This is a genomic window from Phenylobacterium sp., assembly GCF_036495085.1.
Lineage (GTDB): Bacteria > Pseudomonadota > Alphaproteobacteria > Caulobacterales > Caulobacteraceae > Phenylobacterium.
The window spans coordinates 1-19,429 of record NZ_DASXNL010000067.1 but is presented as its reverse complement, the minus strand read 5'-3'; the positions used below and the strand labels follow the sequence as shown (position 1 = coordinate 19,429).

9 protein-coding genes and 1 pseudogene are annotated in these 19,429 nt (G+C 66.1%); 5 read left to right on the top strand and 5 right to left on the bottom strand.

Annotation, left to right across the window (positions count from 1 at the left end):
• Together VGI62_RS08060 and VGI62_RS08055 are read left to right on the top strand one after the other, a co-directional pair.
• On the top strand, window positions 1-1,869 hold a 1,869-nt coding region (locus tag VGI62_RS08060), incomplete at its 5' end, for a prolyl oligopeptidase family serine peptidase (RefSeq protein ID WP_331503890.1).
• 22 nt (window positions 1,870-1,891) lie between these two features.
• Complete coding sequence (locus tag VGI62_RS08055) at window positions 1,892-3,511, top strand: serine hydrolase (protein ID WP_331503889.1); 1,620 nt, start codon at window positions 1,892-1,894, stop codon at window positions 3,509-3,511.
• A gap of 443 nt (window positions 3,512-3,954) precedes the next feature.
• On the opposite strand, the gene VGI62_RS08050 is transcribed toward VGI62_RS08055, so the two are convergent.
• Both VGI62_RS08050 and VGI62_RS08045 read right to left on the bottom strand, forming a co-directional pair.
• Window positions 3,955-5,088: a hypothetical protein gene (locus VGI62_RS08050; protein ID WP_331503888.1), complete on the bottom strand. Its 1,134-nt coding sequence runs from the start codon at window positions 5,086-5,088 to the stop codon at window positions 3,955-3,957.
• Window positions 5,089-5,117: 29 nt separating this feature from the next.
• Window positions 5,118-6,452: a dipeptidase gene (locus VGI62_RS08045; RefSeq protein ID WP_331503887.1), complete on the bottom strand. Its 1,335-nt coding sequence runs from the start codon at window positions 6,450-6,452 to the stop codon at window positions 5,118-5,120.
• A 140-nt stretch (window positions 6,453-6,592) separates the two neighbouring features.
• Between VGI62_RS08045 and VGI62_RS08040 the strand changes: the two genes are divergently transcribed.
• Window positions 6,593-8,497 (top strand): CocE/NonD family hydrolase, encoded by a 1,905-nt coding sequence (locus VGI62_RS08040; RefSeq protein ID WP_331503886.1) that lies wholly within the window; start codon window positions 6,593-6,595, stop codon window positions 8,495-8,497.
• A 38-nt stretch (window positions 8,498-8,535) separates the two neighbouring features.
• Here the strand turns inward: VGI62_RS08040 and VGI62_RS08035 are convergent, their stop codons facing one another.
• On the bottom strand, window positions 8,536-10,659 hold the full coding sequence (locus VGI62_RS08035) for a S9 family peptidase (protein ID WP_331503885.1): 2,124 nt from the start codon (window positions 10,657-10,659) through the stop codon (window positions 8,536-8,538).
• A gap of 67 nt (window positions 10,660-10,726) precedes the next feature.
• Window positions 10,727-13,708, bottom strand: a complete 2,982-nt coding sequence (locus tag VGI62_RS08030) for a M14 family zinc carboxypeptidase (RefSeq protein ID WP_331503884.1) — start codon at window positions 13,706-13,708, stop codon at window positions 10,727-10,729.
• Window positions 13,709-14,148: 440 nt separating this feature from the next.
• Here VGI62_RS08030 and VGI62_RS08025 point away from each other — a divergent pair, with 440 nt between their 5' ends.
• Both VGI62_RS08025 and VGI62_RS08020 read left to right on the top strand, forming a co-directional pair.
• Window positions 14,149-16,122 (top strand): serine hydrolase domain-containing protein, encoded by a 1,974-nt coding sequence (locus VGI62_RS08025; RefSeq protein WP_331503883.1) that lies wholly within the window; start codon window positions 14,149-14,151, stop codon window positions 16,120-16,122.
• Window positions 16,123-16,365: 243 nt separating this feature from the next.
• Window positions 16,366-16,527 (top strand): annotated as a pseudogene (locus VGI62_RS08020) (transposase); the annotation flags it as partial.
• A gap of 457 nt (window positions 16,528-16,984) precedes the next feature.
• On the opposite strand, the gene VGI62_RS08015 reads toward VGI62_RS08020, so the two are convergent.
• A partial coding sequence (locus VGI62_RS08015; protein WP_331503882.1) for a TonB-dependent receptor domain-containing protein occupies window positions 16,985-19,429 on the bottom strand: 2,445 nt, incomplete at its 5' end.

The window sequence follows — 19,429 nt, the reverse complement described above, 5'->3', positions numbered from 1 at the left end:
GCGCGCCCGATCAGCGCCTACGTGGGCGACGAAGGCGTCGATCTTGGCGAACTGGACTGGACCCCCGATGGCCGCCAGGTCGTCTATTCGCGGGGCGGCAGCCTGGAGGGCGGCGGTCCGGTGAACACCCTGAGCAAACCTTCCGGCGCGGTTGGGCAAGAGATCTGGGTCGCATCGGTCGATGGCGCCGAGCCGCGGCGTATCGGCCCCGGGCACTCCGCCGCGACGTCTCCCCGCGGAGACGTCGTGGCTTACATCCAGGCTGATCAGATCTGGGTGGCTCCGCTTGCGGCCGGCGGGCAGCCGACGCAGCTGATTCATGATCGCGGGCGCAGCGGCCAACTCGCCTGGTCGCCGGATGGCGCGCGGCTGGCCTTCGTGAGTTCGCGCGGCGACCATAGCCTCGTCGGCGTCTACGACGTCGTCGCCAAGGCCATCACCTGGCTCGGCCCGAGCGTTGATCGGGATATGTGGCCGACCTGGTCTCCAGATGGGCGAAGCGTCGCCTTCGTGCGCATCGCCACCGGCCATGTGGGCGCTTTCGCCGACAGCCGTGAGGCCCAGCCTTGGTCGCTGGTGGTTGGCGACGCCGTCACCGGCGCTGCGAGGACCATCTGGACGGCGAACCCCGGCCCCGGAAGCGCTTTCCATTCGCTTGAAGTCGAGAAGACGTTGATGTGGACGGCCGACGACCGGCTGGTCTTCCCGTGGGAGCGCAGCGGCTGGATGCAGCTCTATTCGATCTCGCCGGCGGGCGGTGCGCCGACCCAGCTTACCCACGGAGATTTCGAGGTGTTTAGCGCCAACCTCGGCGCCGACCATAAGCGGATCGTCTATTCCTCCAACGAGGGCGACATCGATCACCGGCACATCTGGGAGTTGGCGCCCCGCGCCACGACGCCTCGCCAGGTGACACGCGGCGCGACGGTAGAGGACGGCCCTGTCGTGACCAGCGGCGGCCAGGTGGTCGCCCTGCACGGCGATTGGCGTAAGCCGATGTGGCCGGTTACGCTCACTGCCTCGGGCCAGGCGACCGAGCTCGCGCCCGCGGCCCTGCCGGCCGAATTCCCGGCGGCCCGGCTCGTCGAGCCGAAGCAGGTGGTCTTCGATTCGCCGGACGGCGTGAAGGTCCACGGCCAGCTGTTCCTACCGCCGCCGGGACACGCCGCGCGTGGGCCGGCAATCCTCTTCTTCCACGGCGGTCCGACGCGCCAGATGCTCCTCGGCTGGCACCCGATGGACGCCTACGCCTACATGTACGGGCTGAACCAGTACCTCGCGAACGAGGGCTACGTCGTGCTCTCGGTCAACTACCGCGGCGGCTCGGGCTATGGCCTCGATTTCCGCGAAGCGAAGAATTTCGGAGCCAAGGGCGCGAGCGAGGACAACGACATCGTGGGCGCCGCGAAATACCTGGGCTCACGGCCTGACGTCGACGCTTCGCGCATCGGCATCTGGGGGGGAAGCTACGGTGGGCTGATGACGGCGCTGGGCCTTTCGCGCCATTCCGACCTGTTGGCCGCGGGCGTCGACTACGCAGGCGTGCACGACTGGAGCGCCATGGGCCGTTACGGTCCGGGATCGGACAAGGCCGCCATGGAGCTTGCCGTCCAGTCCTCCCCGATGGGCGCCATCGACAAGTGGAAGTCGCCGGTTCTGCTCGTCCATGCCGACGATGACCGCAATGTCCCGTTCTCCCAGACGGTGGAACTCATCCAGGCCTTGCGTCAGCACAACGTCGAGTTCGAGCAGATCGTCCTGCCCGACGAGATTCATGACCTGCTCCGCGGAGCCTCCTGGACCAGGTTCTTCCACGCAACCGACGACTTCTTCGCCCGGCATCTGCAGTCCGAGCCGGCGAAGCGCTAGGCCCCGAGAGCGTAGGATCACCATGGACGTTCTTCGCACAGCATCGACGATGGGCCGGCGCCTCGCCGGCGGGACGCTGGCCTGCGTGCTGGGGCTCGCTCTGGCATCGCCCGGTTGGGCGGCGCCGGTCGCGGCGCCCAGCCTGCCGCCTGGAGCGCAGCCGCAGGATATCGATCGGCTCGCGGCACGGATTCAACAGACCTTTTCGGTGCCGGGCATGTCGGTGGCGATCGTCAAGGACGGAAAGGTGCTGTTCTCCAAGGGCTACGGCGTTCGGGCGCTTACAAAGCCCGACAAGGCCGACTCCGAGACCTTGTTCGGCATCGGGTCAAACACCAAGGCCTTCACCGTGGCGGCGCTGTCGATGCTGGTGGACGAGGGCAAGCTGCATTGGGACGATAAGGTCACTGACCTCCTGCCTGGCTTCCGGCTCTACGATCCTTACGTCACGCGCGAGCTGACGGTGCGCGATCTGCTCAGCCATCGCAGCGGCCTGGGCCTCGGGTCAGGCGATCTGATGTTGTTCCCACCCAGCGATTTCACGCGGGCGGAGATCATCCATAACCTGCGCTATCTGCCGCCAGCCTCCAGCTTCAGGTCCAAGTACGCCTACGACAACCTCCTCTACATCGTGGCAGGCGAGCTGATCCCGAAGATCACCGGGATCAGTTGGGAGCAGTTCGTACAGACCAAGATTCTGGATCGGCTCGGAACCGGTTGTGCAGCGACCCTGACGCTGACCGGCGCCAACCACAACGTGGCGGCGCCCCATGTGGTCATCGACGGCAAGCTGGCCGAGGTCGCGCCGGATCCCAGCACCGCCTACGACCCGGCGGGCTCGATCCAGTGCAACGCCAACGGCATGGCTGCGTGGGCCAACCTGCAGCTGGCCGGCGGTCAGCTGCCGGACGGCTCGACACTCTTCAGCATCGCCCGGCACAAGGAGATGTGGACACCGCAGACCATAGTCCCCGTTTCCACCTCGGCCACGAACCCCCAGACGCGGTTCCGCAACTATGGCCTGGGCTGGTTCATCGAGGACTATGACGGCGCCTTGCGCGTCACCCACACCGGCGGACTGATCGGCATGGTGAGCTATGTGTCCTTGCTGCCGGAGCAACACGTTGGTGTTGTCGTGCTCACCAACCAACAAAGCGGCGCGGCTATGTCGGCGATGATGCAGACCCTGCTCGACGCCTTCCTTCACCAGCCGCCTAGCGATTGGGTGGCGGTCCTGAAGGCGCGCGGGGCCGAGCAGATCAAGCGAGCGGAGGCGGCGGATCGCGACGCCGAGGCCGCGATCAAGACGGCGGGAGGCCAGGCGTTCTTGCCGCTGGACGCCTACGCAGGTCTCTATCACGACGCCTGGCGTGGCGATGTGACGGTCAAGAAGGTGGGCGATAAGCTGCGCCTGGTGTTCAGTCGCACCACCGACATGCAGGGCGACCTGCAGGCGATGAAGGGCAACGTCTTCGCGGTGCGCTGGGACAACCGGAGCCTGATGGCCGACGCCCTGGTGAACTTCCGCACGGGGCTCGATGGCGCGGTCAGCGGCATGACCATGGCCCCGCTGTCGCCGACCACCGACTTCAGCTTCGATTTCCAGGATCTGGACTTCAAGAAGGTTGCGAGCGGGTCCTGATAGCCTCGGCGCCGTCCATTTTCCGGACGGCGCCGGCTTATCGACGTTGAGTCACGGGGTGGCGATGCCGTCCGGCTGCAACTGTTCTCACTGGTCGTGGCAGCCGCCAGGCCTGGAAGGTCAGCAGCGGCGCCACACAGATCGCCGACAGCACGTAGGACGCCACCTGTACCCGTTGGCGATCAGCGACACGAGGCCGGCGGGGTCGGCGACGAACACCCGAGCCTGAGAAGATCGCCACCGTCACCCCCAGGCGCATGAGTTTGGTGAAGGTCCCCTGGTCGCTGCGCCAATAGGCCTGGGCGATGCGCTTGTTGATGGCGTGGACGCAGCCCGTCCCGCGAAGGTCACGACCTGGACAGGATGGGGCTTCAGGTGGGTTGCAAGCGCGTCCTGATAGCCTCGGCGCCGTCCAAGGACGGCGCCGGCTTATCGCCGTTGAGTCACGGGGCGACGCCGCCCGGCTGCAACTGTTCAGACGCTCTGACTGGTCGTGACAGCTGCCAGATCCCGAAGGTCAGCAGCGGCGCCACATAGATCGCCAGCAGCACGTAGGACAGATAGCGGTAGCCGTTGGCGATCAGCGACACGAGACCGACGCGGTCGGCGACGAACACCGAGCCGGCGAGGATCGCCACCGTCACCGCCAGGCGCATGGGCTTGGTGAAGGTCCGCTCATCGCCGCGCCGATAGGCCTGGGCGATCCGTTCGTTGATGGCGTGGACGCCGCCGGTCCCGCTTTCCAGCAAAGCGGCGAAGATCATGACCTGGAAGAGGATGCGGAAGGCCGGGAGGCCCAACTGACCCAGCAGGAAGTCAGACGGCAGCACCTGCTGTTGGATCGCCGGGTAGAAGCCCGCCATGACGATGAAGAACAGGACGGCCGGCGCCATGGCCAGCGGCCCGGCCAGAGCGCCTGCAATAATGGCGTCCTTGCGCGAGGTCAGGTGGCGGGTGACCGGCAGGATGATGATCGCGCCGATGATGTTGTAGCCGGCGTAGGTAAGGCCGCCGAGGGGCCAGCCGGTGGTGGGCGTGTCGGCGGCGAAGGCCGTTCCGATCCGGCCGCCGAACTTCAGCAACGACAGGATCAGGAAGACAGCGTAGGTGCCGTAGAGCAGGAACGAGACATATTTGAACAGCCGCTCGACGGAGTCGTTTCCAAATGCCGCGACGAGGGTGATCAGGGCCATCAGCGCCAGGGCGCCGGCGATCGGCGGCAGGCCGAACACCGCCTGGGCGATCGCGCCGGCCGCCGCGGCGAAGGCGGCCAGGATAACCACAAGCGCCGCCAGATAGGCGACCTCATAGACCGGCCAGAACCGGCCCAGGAGGTTCTTGAAGAAGGTCCGGTAATCCAGGCTCGAGGTGCGCAGGGCGAAGAGGAAGGTGACCGCGCAGACCGTGCTCCAGATCGCCGTCGCCAGCAGCATGGCGTAGAGCCCGCCGCGCGGTCCGCTAGGCAGGAAGTAGGACGCCAGTTCCCGTCCCGTGGCGTAGCCGCCGCCGATGACCACCGCCTTGAAGGCCAGCCCCGGAAGAAGCCACCGTTGGAACCAGCTGGTCTTTTCGCTCACGTCATTTTTCCTTGATGTACGGAGGGCTGCTAGCGGGTGCGCCGGCCGGCGCCGGGCGCGTCAGGCCCGAGCTGAGGTCCATCCAGGCCCGCCAGCGTCGCCGTGGACGGTTGCTCCTGGGCCTGAAGCTGGACTGAGACGCGCTCGGCTTCGGCCATGGCGCGAAGGACGTTGCCGCCGGCGACCTTGGCGATGTCGGCGTCGGTCCAGCCGCGACGCATCAACTCCGCCAACAGCGCCGGGAATTGGTCGACCGAACTCAGGCCGGAAACAGCTTCCGGGATGCCGTCGAAATCGGATCCGAGGCCCACATGATCCACGCCGGCGATGGCGCGCACATGTTCGATATGGTCGGCGACGTCGGCGATGGTCACCGCCGGCTCCGGATGGGCCTGCACCCAGGCCTTCAAGGCCGCGCCGGCTTTCTCAGGCTGGCCCAGATCGATGCCGAAGGTGGGCGCATTGAGCCGCGCTTGCTCGCCGGCGCGTTCGGCCGTCCAGCGGAACCGCGCGTCGGAATCGACCCCGGGATAGAAGTTGATCATGACCACGCCGCCGTTCTTGGCGACCAGGCGCAGCACGTCATCGGACACGTTGCGGGCGTTGTCCACCAGCGCTCTGGCCGAAGAGTGCGAGAAGATCACCGGCGCCCGCGACGTCTGAAGGGCGTCCTTCATCGTCTCCTCGGAGACGTGAGCGAGATCCACCAGCATCCCCAGCCGGTTCATCTCGCGCACCACCTCACGGCCAAAAGGTGTCAGGCCATGGTGGGCGGGCCTGTCGGTGGCCGAATCCGCCCAGGCGGTGTTTTTGGTGTGGGTCAGCGTCATGTAGCGCGCGCCGAGCGCGTACATCTGGCGCAGCGTTGGCAATGAGTCGTTGATCTGGTGGCCGCCCTCGATGCCGATCAGAGAAGCGACGCGCCCGGCCTTGTGGATGCGCGCCACGTCGGCGGCGGTGTAGGCCATTTCCAGGTCGGCTGGATAGCGCTCGGCAAGCGCCTTCACGAGATCGATCTGCTCGATCGTCACCTGGACGGCGAGCGGCCCTTGGATCTCCACCGGGATGAAGACCGACCAGAACTGACCGCCGACACGCCCTTTGTGCAGTCGGGGAATGTCGGTCATCAGGGCGCCGGCGCCGTGCTGCAGGTCGATCGCCGCCGCCTTGTCGGCGAACCGTTCACGAAGCTCCCACGGCAGATCGTTGTGGCCGTCGATCAGCGGCGTCTGGGTGAGGATCCGGTCGAGGCGGGCGGCATCGGACGCCGGGTCCGCGGAGGCCGGCCTTGCGGCGGCCAGCCCCAGAACGAGAGCCGTGACGGCGAGCCCGCCGACGGTCTTCCCAGAGCGTTTGCCCCCCATCTCAACTCCCATTTTTCAATTTGCCAAATTTGAAAATTCACCATTGCATGCGCCGCGCTCATTCGTGAAGCTGCTTTCGCGCCAGAGCAGCGGCGGGCGCGGCGTCGTCAACGCCGCGGGGCGAGGGAGGGAAGGCGGCAATGCGAAATCTCAGGGGATTGGTCGCGACCGCGGCGATTGCGGCGCTGCTGTCGTCAGCCGGCGTGGCGGCACAACAGCCGGACTTCAACAACTACAGCGCCGCGGCCCTCCACGCGACCTTGGCCAAGAGCGCAACGGTCCAATCCAAGCTGCTGGTCCCGATGCGCGACGGGGTCGGCCTGGCGACCGACGTCTACCTCCCGAAGGACGCCAAAGGCCCGCTGCCGACCATCTTCTGGCGCACGCCGTACGACTACAACAAGGTCGAGGGATCGCTGCTGCACCTGGCCGTGGAAGCGGTGACCCACGGCTATGCCTTCGTGATCCAGAACGAGCGCGGGCGATATTTCTCGGAGGGAAAATTCGAGATCCTCGGCTACCCGCGGACGGACGGCTACGACGCCCTGACCTGGATCGCTCAACAACCATGGTCGAACCACAAGGTAGGCACGCTCGGGTGCTCTTCATCGGCGGAATGGCAGTTGGCGCTGGCGGGTCAAAAGCACCCGGCCCACGCCGCCATGGTGGCCATGTCGGCCGGCGCCGGGATCGGCCGCGTCGGGCCCTTTGAGGAACAGGGCAACTGGTACACCGGCGGCGTGCCACGCACGCTGTTCATCGCCTGGCTCTACGGCGTCGACAATCCCCTCCGGCCGACCCTTCCCGCGGGCCTGGACCAGGAGACCCGTGCGCACATCGGAACCTACAACGACCTGGGCGCCGCCAAGCCCAAGGTCGATTGGCCCAAGCGCATCCGTCACCTGCCGATGATTGACATGCTCACCGGCCTGGGCGAGCCGCCCGCCACCTATGAGCAGTTCATCGTCCGAAAGCCGGGTGATCCGGGGTGGTTTAAGGGTGGCCTCTATCACGACAACGAAGGCTGGAACGTTCCGACCCTGTGGTTCAACGCCTGGTACGACGTGTCGATCGGACCGAACATGGCGCTCTTCAACCACGCGCAGAAGGCGGGCGGGGATACGCCGGCCGGCCGGAACCAGTATGCGGTGATCGCGCCCACGCCCCACTGCCAGTACTTCAACCTGGGTCCGGACACCGTCGTCGGTGAGCGGAACATGGGCGACACCAGCTTCGACACCGACGGCGCCATCTTCAGCTGGTTCGACCGTTGGCTGAAGCCCGACGCCGCGGCGTTCCCGGCGACGACCCCGCATGTGCGCTACTACATGATGGGCGAGAACAAGTGGCGCACGGCTGGAGAATGGCCGCCGAAGGCGGCGGCTCCGCTTCGGCTCTACCTGCACAGCCAGGGACAGGCCAACAGCCTCTACGGCGACGGCAGACTTTCCGCCTCGCCGCCGGCGTCCGGCGAGCCTTCCGATCATTTCAGCTATGACCCGCTGAACCCCGTCCAGACCATCGGCGGCGGAGACTGCTGCAACGGTGGCATGGTGACGGCCGGCGCCTTCGATCAGCGGATCATCGAGGCCCGGCAGGACGTCCTGGTCTACACCAGCGACCCGCTGACCTCGCCGGTGGACGTGGCCGGCTGGGTGAAGCCGGTGCTCTTCGTCTCATCCGACGCCAAGGACACCGACTTTGCGGTGAAGCTCGTCGACGTCGCGCCCGATGGGACGGCCTACATCATCGGCGACACCATCCTGCGGGCCCGCTACCGCCACGGCATGGACCACGACGAGCGGATGAAGCCCGGTGAAACCTATCGGCTGGATCTCACGCCGATGACCACGGGCATTCGCTTCGACAAGGGCCATCGGATCCGGGTCGAGGTCACCTCATCGGACTTCCCGAAGTTCGCGCGCAACCTGAACACTGGGGGCGACAACGTCACTGAGACGAAGACGGTGGTGGCGCGAAACGTTGTTCATCACGCGCCGGGACGCGGATCATTCCTGGAATTCTCGGTGATCCCCAATCCCTGAAGGCGGCGCCAGCCTGGCGCCGCCCCTGAGTTAGCGGATCACGGCTTCAGCTTGTCTTCCAGGAAACGAACCGTGGCGGTATCGGCCTTCAACCAGCTGTCGTAGCGCAGGAACCCGTGGATCTCGTTGGGCAGGATCAACTCCTCGAAGGGAGTATTCTGAGCCGCCAGCCGTCGGGCAATGTCCGTGGTCTGATCGAAGCGGACGTTGCGGTCGTCGTCGCCGTGGATCAGCAGGACCGGAGACTTCCATCCCGCGATGGCGGCTTCCGGTGAGCTGTCGAAGGCGCTCTTCATCATCGCGTCGTGGTCGCCCTGTTCGTATCGCTGCGCGCGGCTGGCGATGCCGGGGGTCAGCGACCAGTCGTGCACGCCGTGGAAGTCGACGCCGGCTTTGAAGATGTCGCTGTTGCGCGCCAAGGCCTGCGCCGTCAGGAGGCCGCCATAGGATCCGCCCCAGATGCCGAGGCGGGCGGGATCGACCTGGGGCATGGCCTGCAGGAACCGCGCGCCGGCCACGACGTCCTGGTACTCGGAATTGCCGGCCAGGCCGCCCTTGTCGGCATGCTGGAAGGCGCGCCCATAGCCGATGCCGAGGCGATAATTGACCGACAGCACCACGAAGCCGCGCGAGGCCAGGTATTGGTTCATCGCATAGGCGTGGGTGTAATAGTCCATGTAGGACCAGCCGAGCAGCATCTGCCGCGGCGGGCCGCCATGCACGAAGATCAGCGCGGGATGCTTCGACTTGCTCGCGGGCGGCAGGAAGAGCTGGCCGTGGACCAGAAGGCCGTCGGCGGCGGTGAAGGTGACGGGCTTTGGCGCGACCAAGGCGTTGGCGGCGTACTCGGCCTGCGGCGGCGTCAACGGCTGCGCGCCGTGTCCGTCCGCGCCTGAAACGGTGACGCGCATGGTCGAATTGGGGGTCGATGAGACATAGGCGATCCGCCCATCGCCAAGGGCCGCCGGCGTCCACTCGAGATTCGTTCCGGGCGTCAGGGGCGTGGGGCCTGGGTGGTCGATCGCCACCCGGAAGAGGTGCCGCCTGTCGATGTCGCCCTCCGCAGACCCGGTGTTGGCGCTGAACAGCAGGGCGCGGTGATCGGGCGTCATCGAGACGTGCTCGACCATGAAGGCGCCTGGGGTCAGCAGGGTGGCCTCGCCGCCCGCGGCCGGGAGCGAGTAGAGGTGGGGCCAGCCATCCATCTCGGCCCGGAAAGTCAGGCGGTCGCCCGCGCCCCACATGAGGAAGAGGCCGTCGGGAACCTGCGGGAAGGATCCGTTCAGGTTGGTGGGGCTATGCCAGACCGCGCTACCCGCGCCGTCATTGGCCGAGGCGACCCAGATCGAGAAAGGGTTGGGCGCTTCAACCAGGGGTGAGGCCAATGGCCCTGCGACGCCTGCCATCCGGGAGAAGGCGATGCGCCGGCCGTCCGGCGACCAGACGGGGTTGCCATCGAAAGCGGTTGCGGGCGCCATCCAGGTCAACGGATGGTCGGGACCGCTGTAGACGCCGATGAAGCTGTGATCTCCCCGACGCGAGACGAAGGCCAGCCGGGTCCCGTCCGGGGACCACGCCAACTGGCCCGCCCGGCCGCGATCGTAGAACAGCCTTTTCGGCTTTTCCTTGCCCGTGACGTCGGCGGTCCAGACCTGGCCGTCCTTCAGGTAGGCCAGCTGGCCCTTGGAGGAGACTGTGGCCTCTTCGCCGTCCGGCGCCACCAGCACCGGCGCGCCGCCGGCCACGGAGGCCCAGACCGCCTTGTGCGGCTGCTCGACCGCTGAGGCCGGATTGGGCGGCGGCATGCCGATTGACCAGCCGTTGCCCTCACCACCGCCCCGCGACCAGACCAGTATCTTGCCATCGGGCGAGAAATTGAGCTCCGCGAGCTCCATGCCATCGTCTGCGGTTCCGTCCGTCAGACGGCGCGGATGGAAGTCCGGGGCCTCGGCGATCCAGACGTTCCGACGGCCCTTGCGGGTCTCGGTCCACGCGATCCGATTTCCGGACTCCGAGGCGGTGAGCCCGTTGATGAAGGGGTAGTCGAGGAACGCCTCCAACCTCGCCGGCGGGCTCGCGGGGGCGCTAGGCGCCGCGGTCGCGTCCAGAGCACTGATCATCGCCATGCCGGCGACAAAGGCGAGGAGGGTGTGTTTGAACATTCGCGTTTCCTTCAAAAATCGTCCGTCCGTCGCACGGCCCGCCGACGGAGAGGCAGTGGTCCTTGATTTATTGCCCGGCCTTTGCGGGCGCGGCGGCCGGCGCCGGGATTGGCGGGGTTCCGGCGTCGAGGTGGTCCCAGTTGAGAATGGCGTTGAAGGCGAGCGAATAGCTGCCTTGCGTCTGCCACCGCCAAAACGGCCGCAGGGCGAACATCACCCAATGTCCCTTGCGGTCGGGCACATCGACGATCAGCGCCTTGTGCGTCAGCGCGCCGCCACCGTTCAGCATGCCGCTCAAGAGGATGCGATCGGCCTGGGCCGGGAACTGCATGACGGTCCGGGGAAACTGCGTGGGTTCGGCGCCGAAGGAGCGTCGCCGGGGCGCGCCGGGTTCGGCCGGCGCGGCTTCGTGGCGGTCTTCCTCTGCAGGCGTTGCAGCAGGGTCCGAGCCGGTCCACGGCGAAAGGCGGACCGGAACCGCGTTGGGCGTTACGTTCTGCGCCACGTTCGCGCCAGACCCGCCGGCCGCCCCGCCGCCGCCAAAGCCGCCGCCCGTCGCTACCGTCACGACCGGCGCCTCTGAGAAATAGATCGGCAATTCCTTGCCGGCGTAGCCATAGGTGATCGGGCTCGCCTGATCGGTGAACTGGCCGCGCAGGATGGCGCCCTTGGTATAGAGCCCGGCCGGGGTGGAGGTGCTGACGCCGGCCGCCAGGCCGTAGGTCGCCAGCATCTCCACCGTCGTGCCGTCGCCGATCAGGACGCCGCCGGCCTCGACGAATTTCTTCAGCTGCGCGAGGCCGTCGATGCCCAGGCCGCCGCGGATGTCGTCGGAGGAATCGACCGCGCCAAGGTTCGGGGTGAGCGCAGTCTTCTTGTAGGGGATCGGCACATCGCCGTTCATGGCGATGCCCATCATCTGATCGCGGGCGCTGGATCCGGCGCTTGGATAGATGATGACATCGAAGCGTTTGCGCAGGTCCTCCAGGCGCACCTTGTTGTCGGCCAGGTAGGTGTATGGCACGCCATAGTGGTCGAACGCGGCGCGCCACCAGCCCTCATCCTGCGTGTTCAACCAGGCGTGCAGGTAGCCGATCCGCGGGATCGTCAGGGCGTGGGTCTTGACGTCGGGGGCGGCGGCCACGGCCTCGCCCTTCAGACCGAGCTCCGCGGCGGCTTTTTCCACCGCCGCCCGCGCTTTGCTGGACGCAGGCGCGTTGGGGATGATGAAGGTCCCTGCGGCGTACTTTTTGCCCCCGACCTCGAAGGCCTTTTCGGCGGCCAGCATTTTCACGTCCTTCAGGCGGAAGCGGAAGCTGACCAATTCGTTGTCGCCGGTGTGGTTGACGAGAACCGTCGAGCCGGCGCCTCCGATTGCGCCCTGTGGGGCGACGTCGCCGGTAAGCAGCGTCATTGGCTGGGTCAGAATGGCCGTGTCGTGCACCGGCTTCAGCGTCACGTTGCGCATCAGCTGCATCGTCCAGCCCGTATCGTCGTAGGGCTGCGGATTGGCGGCCGGGTAGTTCTGCAGGGCGAAATACATGTCGGCGAGCGTGCGGTAGGGCTGGTCGGCGCGGATCACATAGTCGCCTTGCGCGACCTTCACGCCGCCGGCGGTGAAGCTGGCATCGGCTACGCTGACCTCCAGGCCCTGGTGACGCAGGTCGTTGATCATGTCGATGACATTGAGCGTGGCCGTCTGCTCGTTGGGGATCACCCAGGCGTTGACCGCGCCGGTCTTGCCGCCGTCCACAGAGCGTTGGCTCTTGATCCAGTAGGTCTCGAGATAAAGCTCGCGGTCCTTGGCGACGCGGTTCAACGCGAACAGCAGCGCCGATTCCTGGATGTTGGTGTTGTTGCGCGGACCCCAGGCGATCGAGGGCAGGGGCGGGTTCTGCCGATACCATTCACGACTTGTCGTGGTGGGCGGGAGCTTCAGGTCCTTCTGGATGTCGGGGCCATAGCTCTGCACCTCATAGAACCGGCCGAAGGAGTTATGGGTGTTGGCGATCCAGAAGAGGTAGTTGGGGACCCAGCCATCGTAAAAGCCGTAGGTGAAGACCCCGGGCACCTTCCGCTTGGCCATCTCGCCGAGTTCGGTTTCGGCCAGTAGCCACCACTCGTCGGTGGCCACCGGATCGAGTGAAGGATTGTACGGGCCGGTGCCGGTGGAGACATAGAGGTAGGACTGCGCCTCGTGCAGGTCGTGCAGCACTGTCGGATGCCACTCGAGCACGCCTGCGGTGATGGTCTGGGTCAGCTTCAGATATTGGCCCATGCCATCGCGATTATCGTCGTGCGCCACGTACTTGCCCCAGTACATCGGCGGTGGCTTCGGCTTACCGGTCTTCTTTCCATAGTAGTACGTGTCGACCACTTTCTCGCGACCGTCGACCTCAACCACCGGCGTCATGAAGACGATCTCGTTGTTGCGGATCTGCTGGATGAAAGGGGTCTCCTCGACCGCCAGGCGATAGGCCAGCTCGATCAGCATTTCCGGGCCGCCGGTCTCTGTCGAGTGGATGCCGGCCGTGATCCAATAGAGGGGCTTGGCGGACTTGATGAGCCGTTCGGCTTCTGCCGGAGAGGTCCTGCGTGGATCTCCGAGCGCGGCCAGCGCGGCCTTGTTCACGTCGAGGTTCTTGAGTGTCGCCTCGTCGGCGATCGCGATGACGAACTGATCGCGTCCTTCCTCGGTGGTCCCCATTTTCCAGAACTTCACCCGCGGCGAGGTCTTGGCCAGTTCCTGGTAGTAGCGCTCGATATCCTTGGCGTAGGTCAGTTCGCCCGGCGTGCCCGGGATGCGGCCGAAGAACTTCAGCGGCGAGGGGACGGTGTCCGAGGCCGGCATGTGGTCGACCAACTCGGTGGTGATGCGCGGATCGACGAGATGCTGCTTGATCAGGGCGGTGTAGGCCTCGTCCTGCTTTTGGGCTGGCTCGGCCGTTGGGGACGCTTCGGCCGCCAGGCCCTTGGACAGCGGACCCGACGCCAGCACGCCGACCGATGCCAGCGCCGCTGCGGACGCCCAACGCCAAGACTTACCCACGCGCATCACCCCAAGGTTCAAAGGATGGCTGGCCGTCGAACCCCGGTGGCCGCACCGACCTCGGCCCTGTCTATTCGTCTGACGTCGAGCCCGATCCGATCAAGCGATCCTTTCAAAGGGGACGCAAGGAAAACTTGCGTATGTGGAAAGTGAATTTCACATCGAGATACTTCTCGGCGCCCGAGCGCCTTGGACAGTCGTCCACCTGCTGCGCCAGGGAAAACCCCGCCCTCCGCTCGCTTCTCGGAGCGGGGCGAATCATTGAAGGGCAGGGTGAGGCGTCAGCCAGTCTCCGCGACCGTCATGTTGACATTTCCACTTTTGCAAAGCCTTTTCTAAACTAGATATCTCAAAGACCGCTCCGCCGAGTCGATCGAGGCGAGTTCAGGTCTTCGGCTGGACAGGCGGTTTTCGCCAATTGAACAAAGGGTCAGCGATCCATGAAGCGGTTAGCCCTGAAGCTCCTGATGGCGGGCGCGTTGCTGAGCCTGCCGACGGCCTCATTTGCGCAGGCCGGGGCCGCAGCCGACACGCCCGGGAAGACCGCATCCGGCCTTGCTTACACACAGCCCAAGGATTGGGCGGTTAGCGTCCAGGGCGCGGCGACGATCCTTGTCTCGCCGGAGCAGAACCTGAGCATCGCTGTCGTTGACGCAGGCGACGCCGCGACCGCCCAGGCGGCCGCCGCGAAGGCCTGGTCGCTCTACAAGCCGAACGCCGTGCGGCCCGTGCGGCTGTCGACGCCGGGCGCGGCCGGGGACGGCTGGGACGAGCGCGTGAGCATCTCCTATGAAACCTCGCCCAGCGAACGCGCGGCGGTCTCGGCTCTCGCCATGCGGAGCGGGAAATCCTGGACCGTCGTGATCATCGACGGCGCGGAATCCACCATGAACAAGCGCTCCGCCGCCGCGGCGCTGATCGAACGTAGCCTGCGGCCCGCCGGATATGTCCGCGAGACCTTCGCCGGCAAGACGCCGCACCATCTGACGCCTGAGCGGATTCAGGCCCTGCGTGATTTCGTCGCCGAATCCGCCAAGGCTTTGGACGTGCCCGGCGTGGGGATCGCTCTGATCGACCAGGGCAAGGTCGTCTACGAGGGCGGCTACGGCGTGCGCGAGTTGGGACATCCCGAGCCCGTCGACGCCCACACGAAGTTCATGATCGCCTCCAACACAAAGGGGATGTCGACGCTGCTGCTGTCGATCCTGGCCGATGAAGGGAAACTGCGTTGGGACCAGAAGGTCACCGATCTCTATCCCTCGTTCCGGCTGGGCAGCGACGCGACCACGAAGTCGACCCTTGTGCGGCATCTGGTCTGCGCCTGCACGGGCATGCCGCGACGGGACTACGCCTTCATTCTGGCCGATAGCGGCTTGCCGCCGACCGACACCTTCCGGCAGTTGTCGGAAACCCAGCCGACCAGCACCTTCGGGGAGCTCTACCAGTACAGCAATCTGATGGCGGCGGCCGCCGGTTTTGTGGGTGGTTCGCTCGCCTATCCGAAGCTCGAACTCGCATCCGCTTATGACAAGGCCATGCAGACCCGCGTCTTCGGACCGCTGGGGATGCATGACACGACCTTCGACTTCAAGATCGGCGAAAGCGGTGACTGGGCGCGGCCGCATGGCTTCGACGTCGACGGCCGGATGGTCGAGATGCCGAACCACTTCAACCACCTGATCGTCCCCTATCGGCCCGCCGGCGGCGCATGGTCGAGCGCTGCGGACATGGCGCGTTACGCCCAGCTCGAATTGTCGAAGGGGGTGACGCCGGAGGGTAAGCGGCTGGTGAGCGAGGCCAACATCCTCGAGCGGCGCAAGCGCGGCGTGCCCACGGGCGAGGACTCCTGGTATGGCATGGGCCTGATGGATGAGGTCATCTCAGGTGTTGAGGTCGTCACGCACGGAGGGACCTTGCAGGGCTTCCACAGCGACTGGTGGGTCCTGCCCGGAACGGGCATCGGCGCGGTGATCCTGACCAACGCCGATTCCGGCCCGGCTATGCTGGCCCCGTTCTTGCGCCGGCTCATGGAGGTCGTCTACGACGGCAAGCCTGAAGCGGCGAAAGAGGTGGCATCCGCCGCGGCGCGGCAAAAGGTGCAGGCCAAGGCCCGGCGCGCAAAGCTGACGCTGCCTGGCGATCCGGCGCTGCTCGCGGACTTGGCGGCGAAGTACCGCGACCCCGAGCTTGGCAACACGATCACCATCGGTGAACGCAACGGCGCCAAATGGGTCAAGGCCGGCTTCATCGAAGGCCCGGTCGCGACGCGCAAGAACGCCGACGGCAGCACCTCTCTGGTGTCGATCGCCCCCGGCGCCATCGGCGTCGACGCCCTGATCGGCGCTCGGAACGGGGCGCGGACGCTCACGATCCATGATAGCCAGCACGACTACGTCTACACAGAAGTTCATTGATCGCGGGGCCCTGGCTGATCCGCCCGGGCCGCACTCAGCTAGATCAATTCGAAATGCGATCTGGGGCCCGCCAGGGATCCAGGTCGCATTTTGATGAGCGCACCTTAAGTCGATCCTCGGCTGCGTCCGGTCGTGTTTCAGGCGGTCGTGTGGCTGGGCCGTAGCTGAGCCCCTCGCAAGGCGCGTCCTTCAGGGCGCCGTAGCGCGTCATCCGTGATCTTTGGACTGAGACCGCGACGGGGAGCCGGGACGGTCGAGCTCCGGATCCCGATACGCCGGACGGATAGCCACTTTCGGTTCTTCCTGGAGCCGCGCCGGCTGGCCGAGGTGGCGCTGACGGCGGTGATCCAGGAGGCCTATATCCAGGGCGTCTCCGCTCGCTCGGTGGACGATCTGGCCCGCGCCGGAGATCGCGGTGATCACACCGCCGAAGCTGCTCCACGGCGTGGGATCCGATCCGGCGTCCCGCCAAGCCCCACCGAGTCCCTAGCCCCTCGCGCGGTTCGCGCAGACCCTGTCGATGGCCGATGGGTCCCGCCGGCCGTCGACAGGGCATGTTCTTCGCCTGCTTCAAACCGTCGGGCTGCTGAGGCGCGTTGCGCCGCGGCCGCGTGTCGCCCCCAAAGGCTAAGCGCGACTGATGAGGGACGGCCGGATAGCGCCCGGAGGGCCGCGGAACCCGCCCTGCCGGCGCGGCCAACGGGATCGCTCTGGCGATGTGTTGGTTCGGAGGCCCAACTGTTCGCTGAACGAGAAACGGCGCTGCGTCCCAAGACGCAGCGCCGTTCCATCTACAATATCTTCCGTCAGTCGTGGCCGACGCGCGGACCGGCGGCAGGGGCCGCCGCCTGGCCCGTCGCCGTCACCAGAACTTCACCTTCACGCCACCTGAGTAGTACCGCCCGATGACGTCGTAGAACGGCGAGGCGTAGGTCACGAGCGGGGGCTGAACGTTGAACAGGTTGGCGATCGAGACATACAGGGTGGCGTTCTTGATGTTGTATCGCGCGCCGATGTCCGTGTACGTCCGGGCGTCAACTTCGTTGTTCGAGATCGGCTTGCCGTTGGCGCCGAGCTGCTGGCTGAAGATCCCGCCGCCGACGTAGCGAAGCCGCAGGTCAGCGCTCAGGTCGTTGTACTGATAGGTGACGCTGGCCGTTTGGCGCCATTTGGGCGTGTCGAAGGTGGTGGTGTCGCCAACCACTCCGGCCACCTGGGTGACGCGCACTCCGTCATTGACCAGCACTTCGCTGACGTGATTGGCCAGGTACCGGAAGCGCAGGCTGCCCTCCCAGCTGGAGACCAACCGATCCAGCCCCATGACATAGGAGGCCTCGAAGTCGATGCCCTGGGTCCGATAGTCCGCCAGGTTCCGATAGGTGCGGGTGACGAAATTGATCGTACCGGTCGGCGTCCGGGAGATCACGCCGCCGCAGGTCGGATCGTTGGGATTTTTCGCGTAGCAGCTATTCAGGCTGTCCTGCAGCGACAGGGTGGAGATCGCGTCCTCGATATCGATGTCATAATAGTCGATCGAGGCGCTCAGGCCGGGGATATAGTGGGGCGAATAGGAGCCCCCGACGGTGAAGGTGTGGCTGACCTCAGGCACCAGATTGGCGTTGCCGCCAGTGAAGCTCACGGTGTTCGCCTGGGTCTGACCGGTGAACGGATCCTGGGCGTTGGCGATGTTGGTGCCCTTGGTCGAGTAGAGTTCGCTGACGCCCGGTGAGCGGATATCGCGCGAGTAGGTGCTGCGCACCAGCAGGTCCTGTTGCACACGCGCCGTCGCGCCGTACTTCCACGACCAGATGCCGCCGCTGTTGCTGTAGTCGCTGTAACGCGCCGCACCGTTGACCTCCACGTGCAGCACCTCCGGCAGGTCCAGTACCGGCACGTTCACCTCGCCAAAGCCTTCCTTGACGGTGAAAGCACCGGCCACTGGGGCGAAGTTCAGGGAGGTGAAGCCACTCGCCAGGGAGGTCGGATCGACGAAATTGACGGCTTGGGTCTGTTTCCGATATTCCGCGCCGCCGGCGAGGTCGACCGGGCCCGCCCAGGTCGAGAAGGGCTGGCCCCGGAAGACCACGCCCGCGGTGTCGAGCTTGCTCGCCGTGATCTGCTGGGCGCTGCCGAAAGAGTAGGCGACTGCCGCTGAAGAGATGTTTCCAGATCCCAACAGGTTGATTGGCACGCACCCGGGGGCGGTCACCGTAACGGCGTTGGCCCGGCAGATGGGGGTCCCGTCCGGCGCGGCCACCGCATCGATGGCCTTCGCGAAGTTGGCGGTGATCTGCTGATTCGACAGGTGTTCGTCGGTCCGCGACTCGCCGTGGCCGAAGTAGGCGCTGTAGGTCCAGCCGTGGCCCAGGCCGCCGTCGATTCCGGTTGAGACGTCGTATGTCTGACGGTCGGATTTGTAGCCCAGATAGCCCTGTGGCCCGACGTCGGCGAGGATGCGCCCGACGGTGAACGGAAGGGTGGCGCCGAGCGCCGTCAGCTGTGCTCTCGCGCCCGCCGTGAGGAACGGGTTATCCGTCTTGACCGCGAAGATCGGCGTGGCCGGGAAGAAGGGGAAGCTGCTCCAGACGTCGGTATAGGACAGGTTGAGCCAGGCCTTGGTGTCGGCGTTGATGTCCAGACTGCCGCGGCTGAACAGATTGGCGCGCTGATAGGGCGAGCTGACCGCGACGTAGTCGTAGATCGTCTGGCCGTTGCCGCCGACGGTGAAGTTGCCGGCGGTGGGGGATCCCAACACGAGCGGGCTCAACGAGCCGTCGTGGTTGAAGACCTGCTGGTTGGCCTTGCCGCCGATGACCACGCCGCCCTTGTTGATGATGGTGTAGTTGACCGGGGCTTGCACGCTGAGCTGGCCGGTGCTGTCCTGGAAGATCTGCGCGAGCAACTGCGGCCGGCTGGGGCGATCGAAAGCCCCTTCGTCCTTGAGGTATTCGCCCGCGATCATGAAGTGGCCGCGGTCTTCGAGGAAATTCGTGCCGTAGGCGCCGTTGAAGCCGTAACGCTTCGCATCGCTGCGGGCAGACCCGCCGCCGTCGGCGCCGACCGTGAGGCCGGTGAAATTGTCGTCGAGAATGATGTTGACCACGCCTGAGACCGCGCCGGAGCCCCAGGTCGCAGAGGCGCCGCCGGTGACGACGTCCACCTTCTTGATGATGTCCTGAGGGACGGTGTTCAGGTCGCCGCTGCCGGCGAAGCGGTGGCCATTGAGCAGGGTGAGCGTGCGGTTTGCGCCCAGGCCGCGAAGGTCGGCCGTCGAGGCGCTGTTATTGGTGTTGCCGACCGTCGTCGC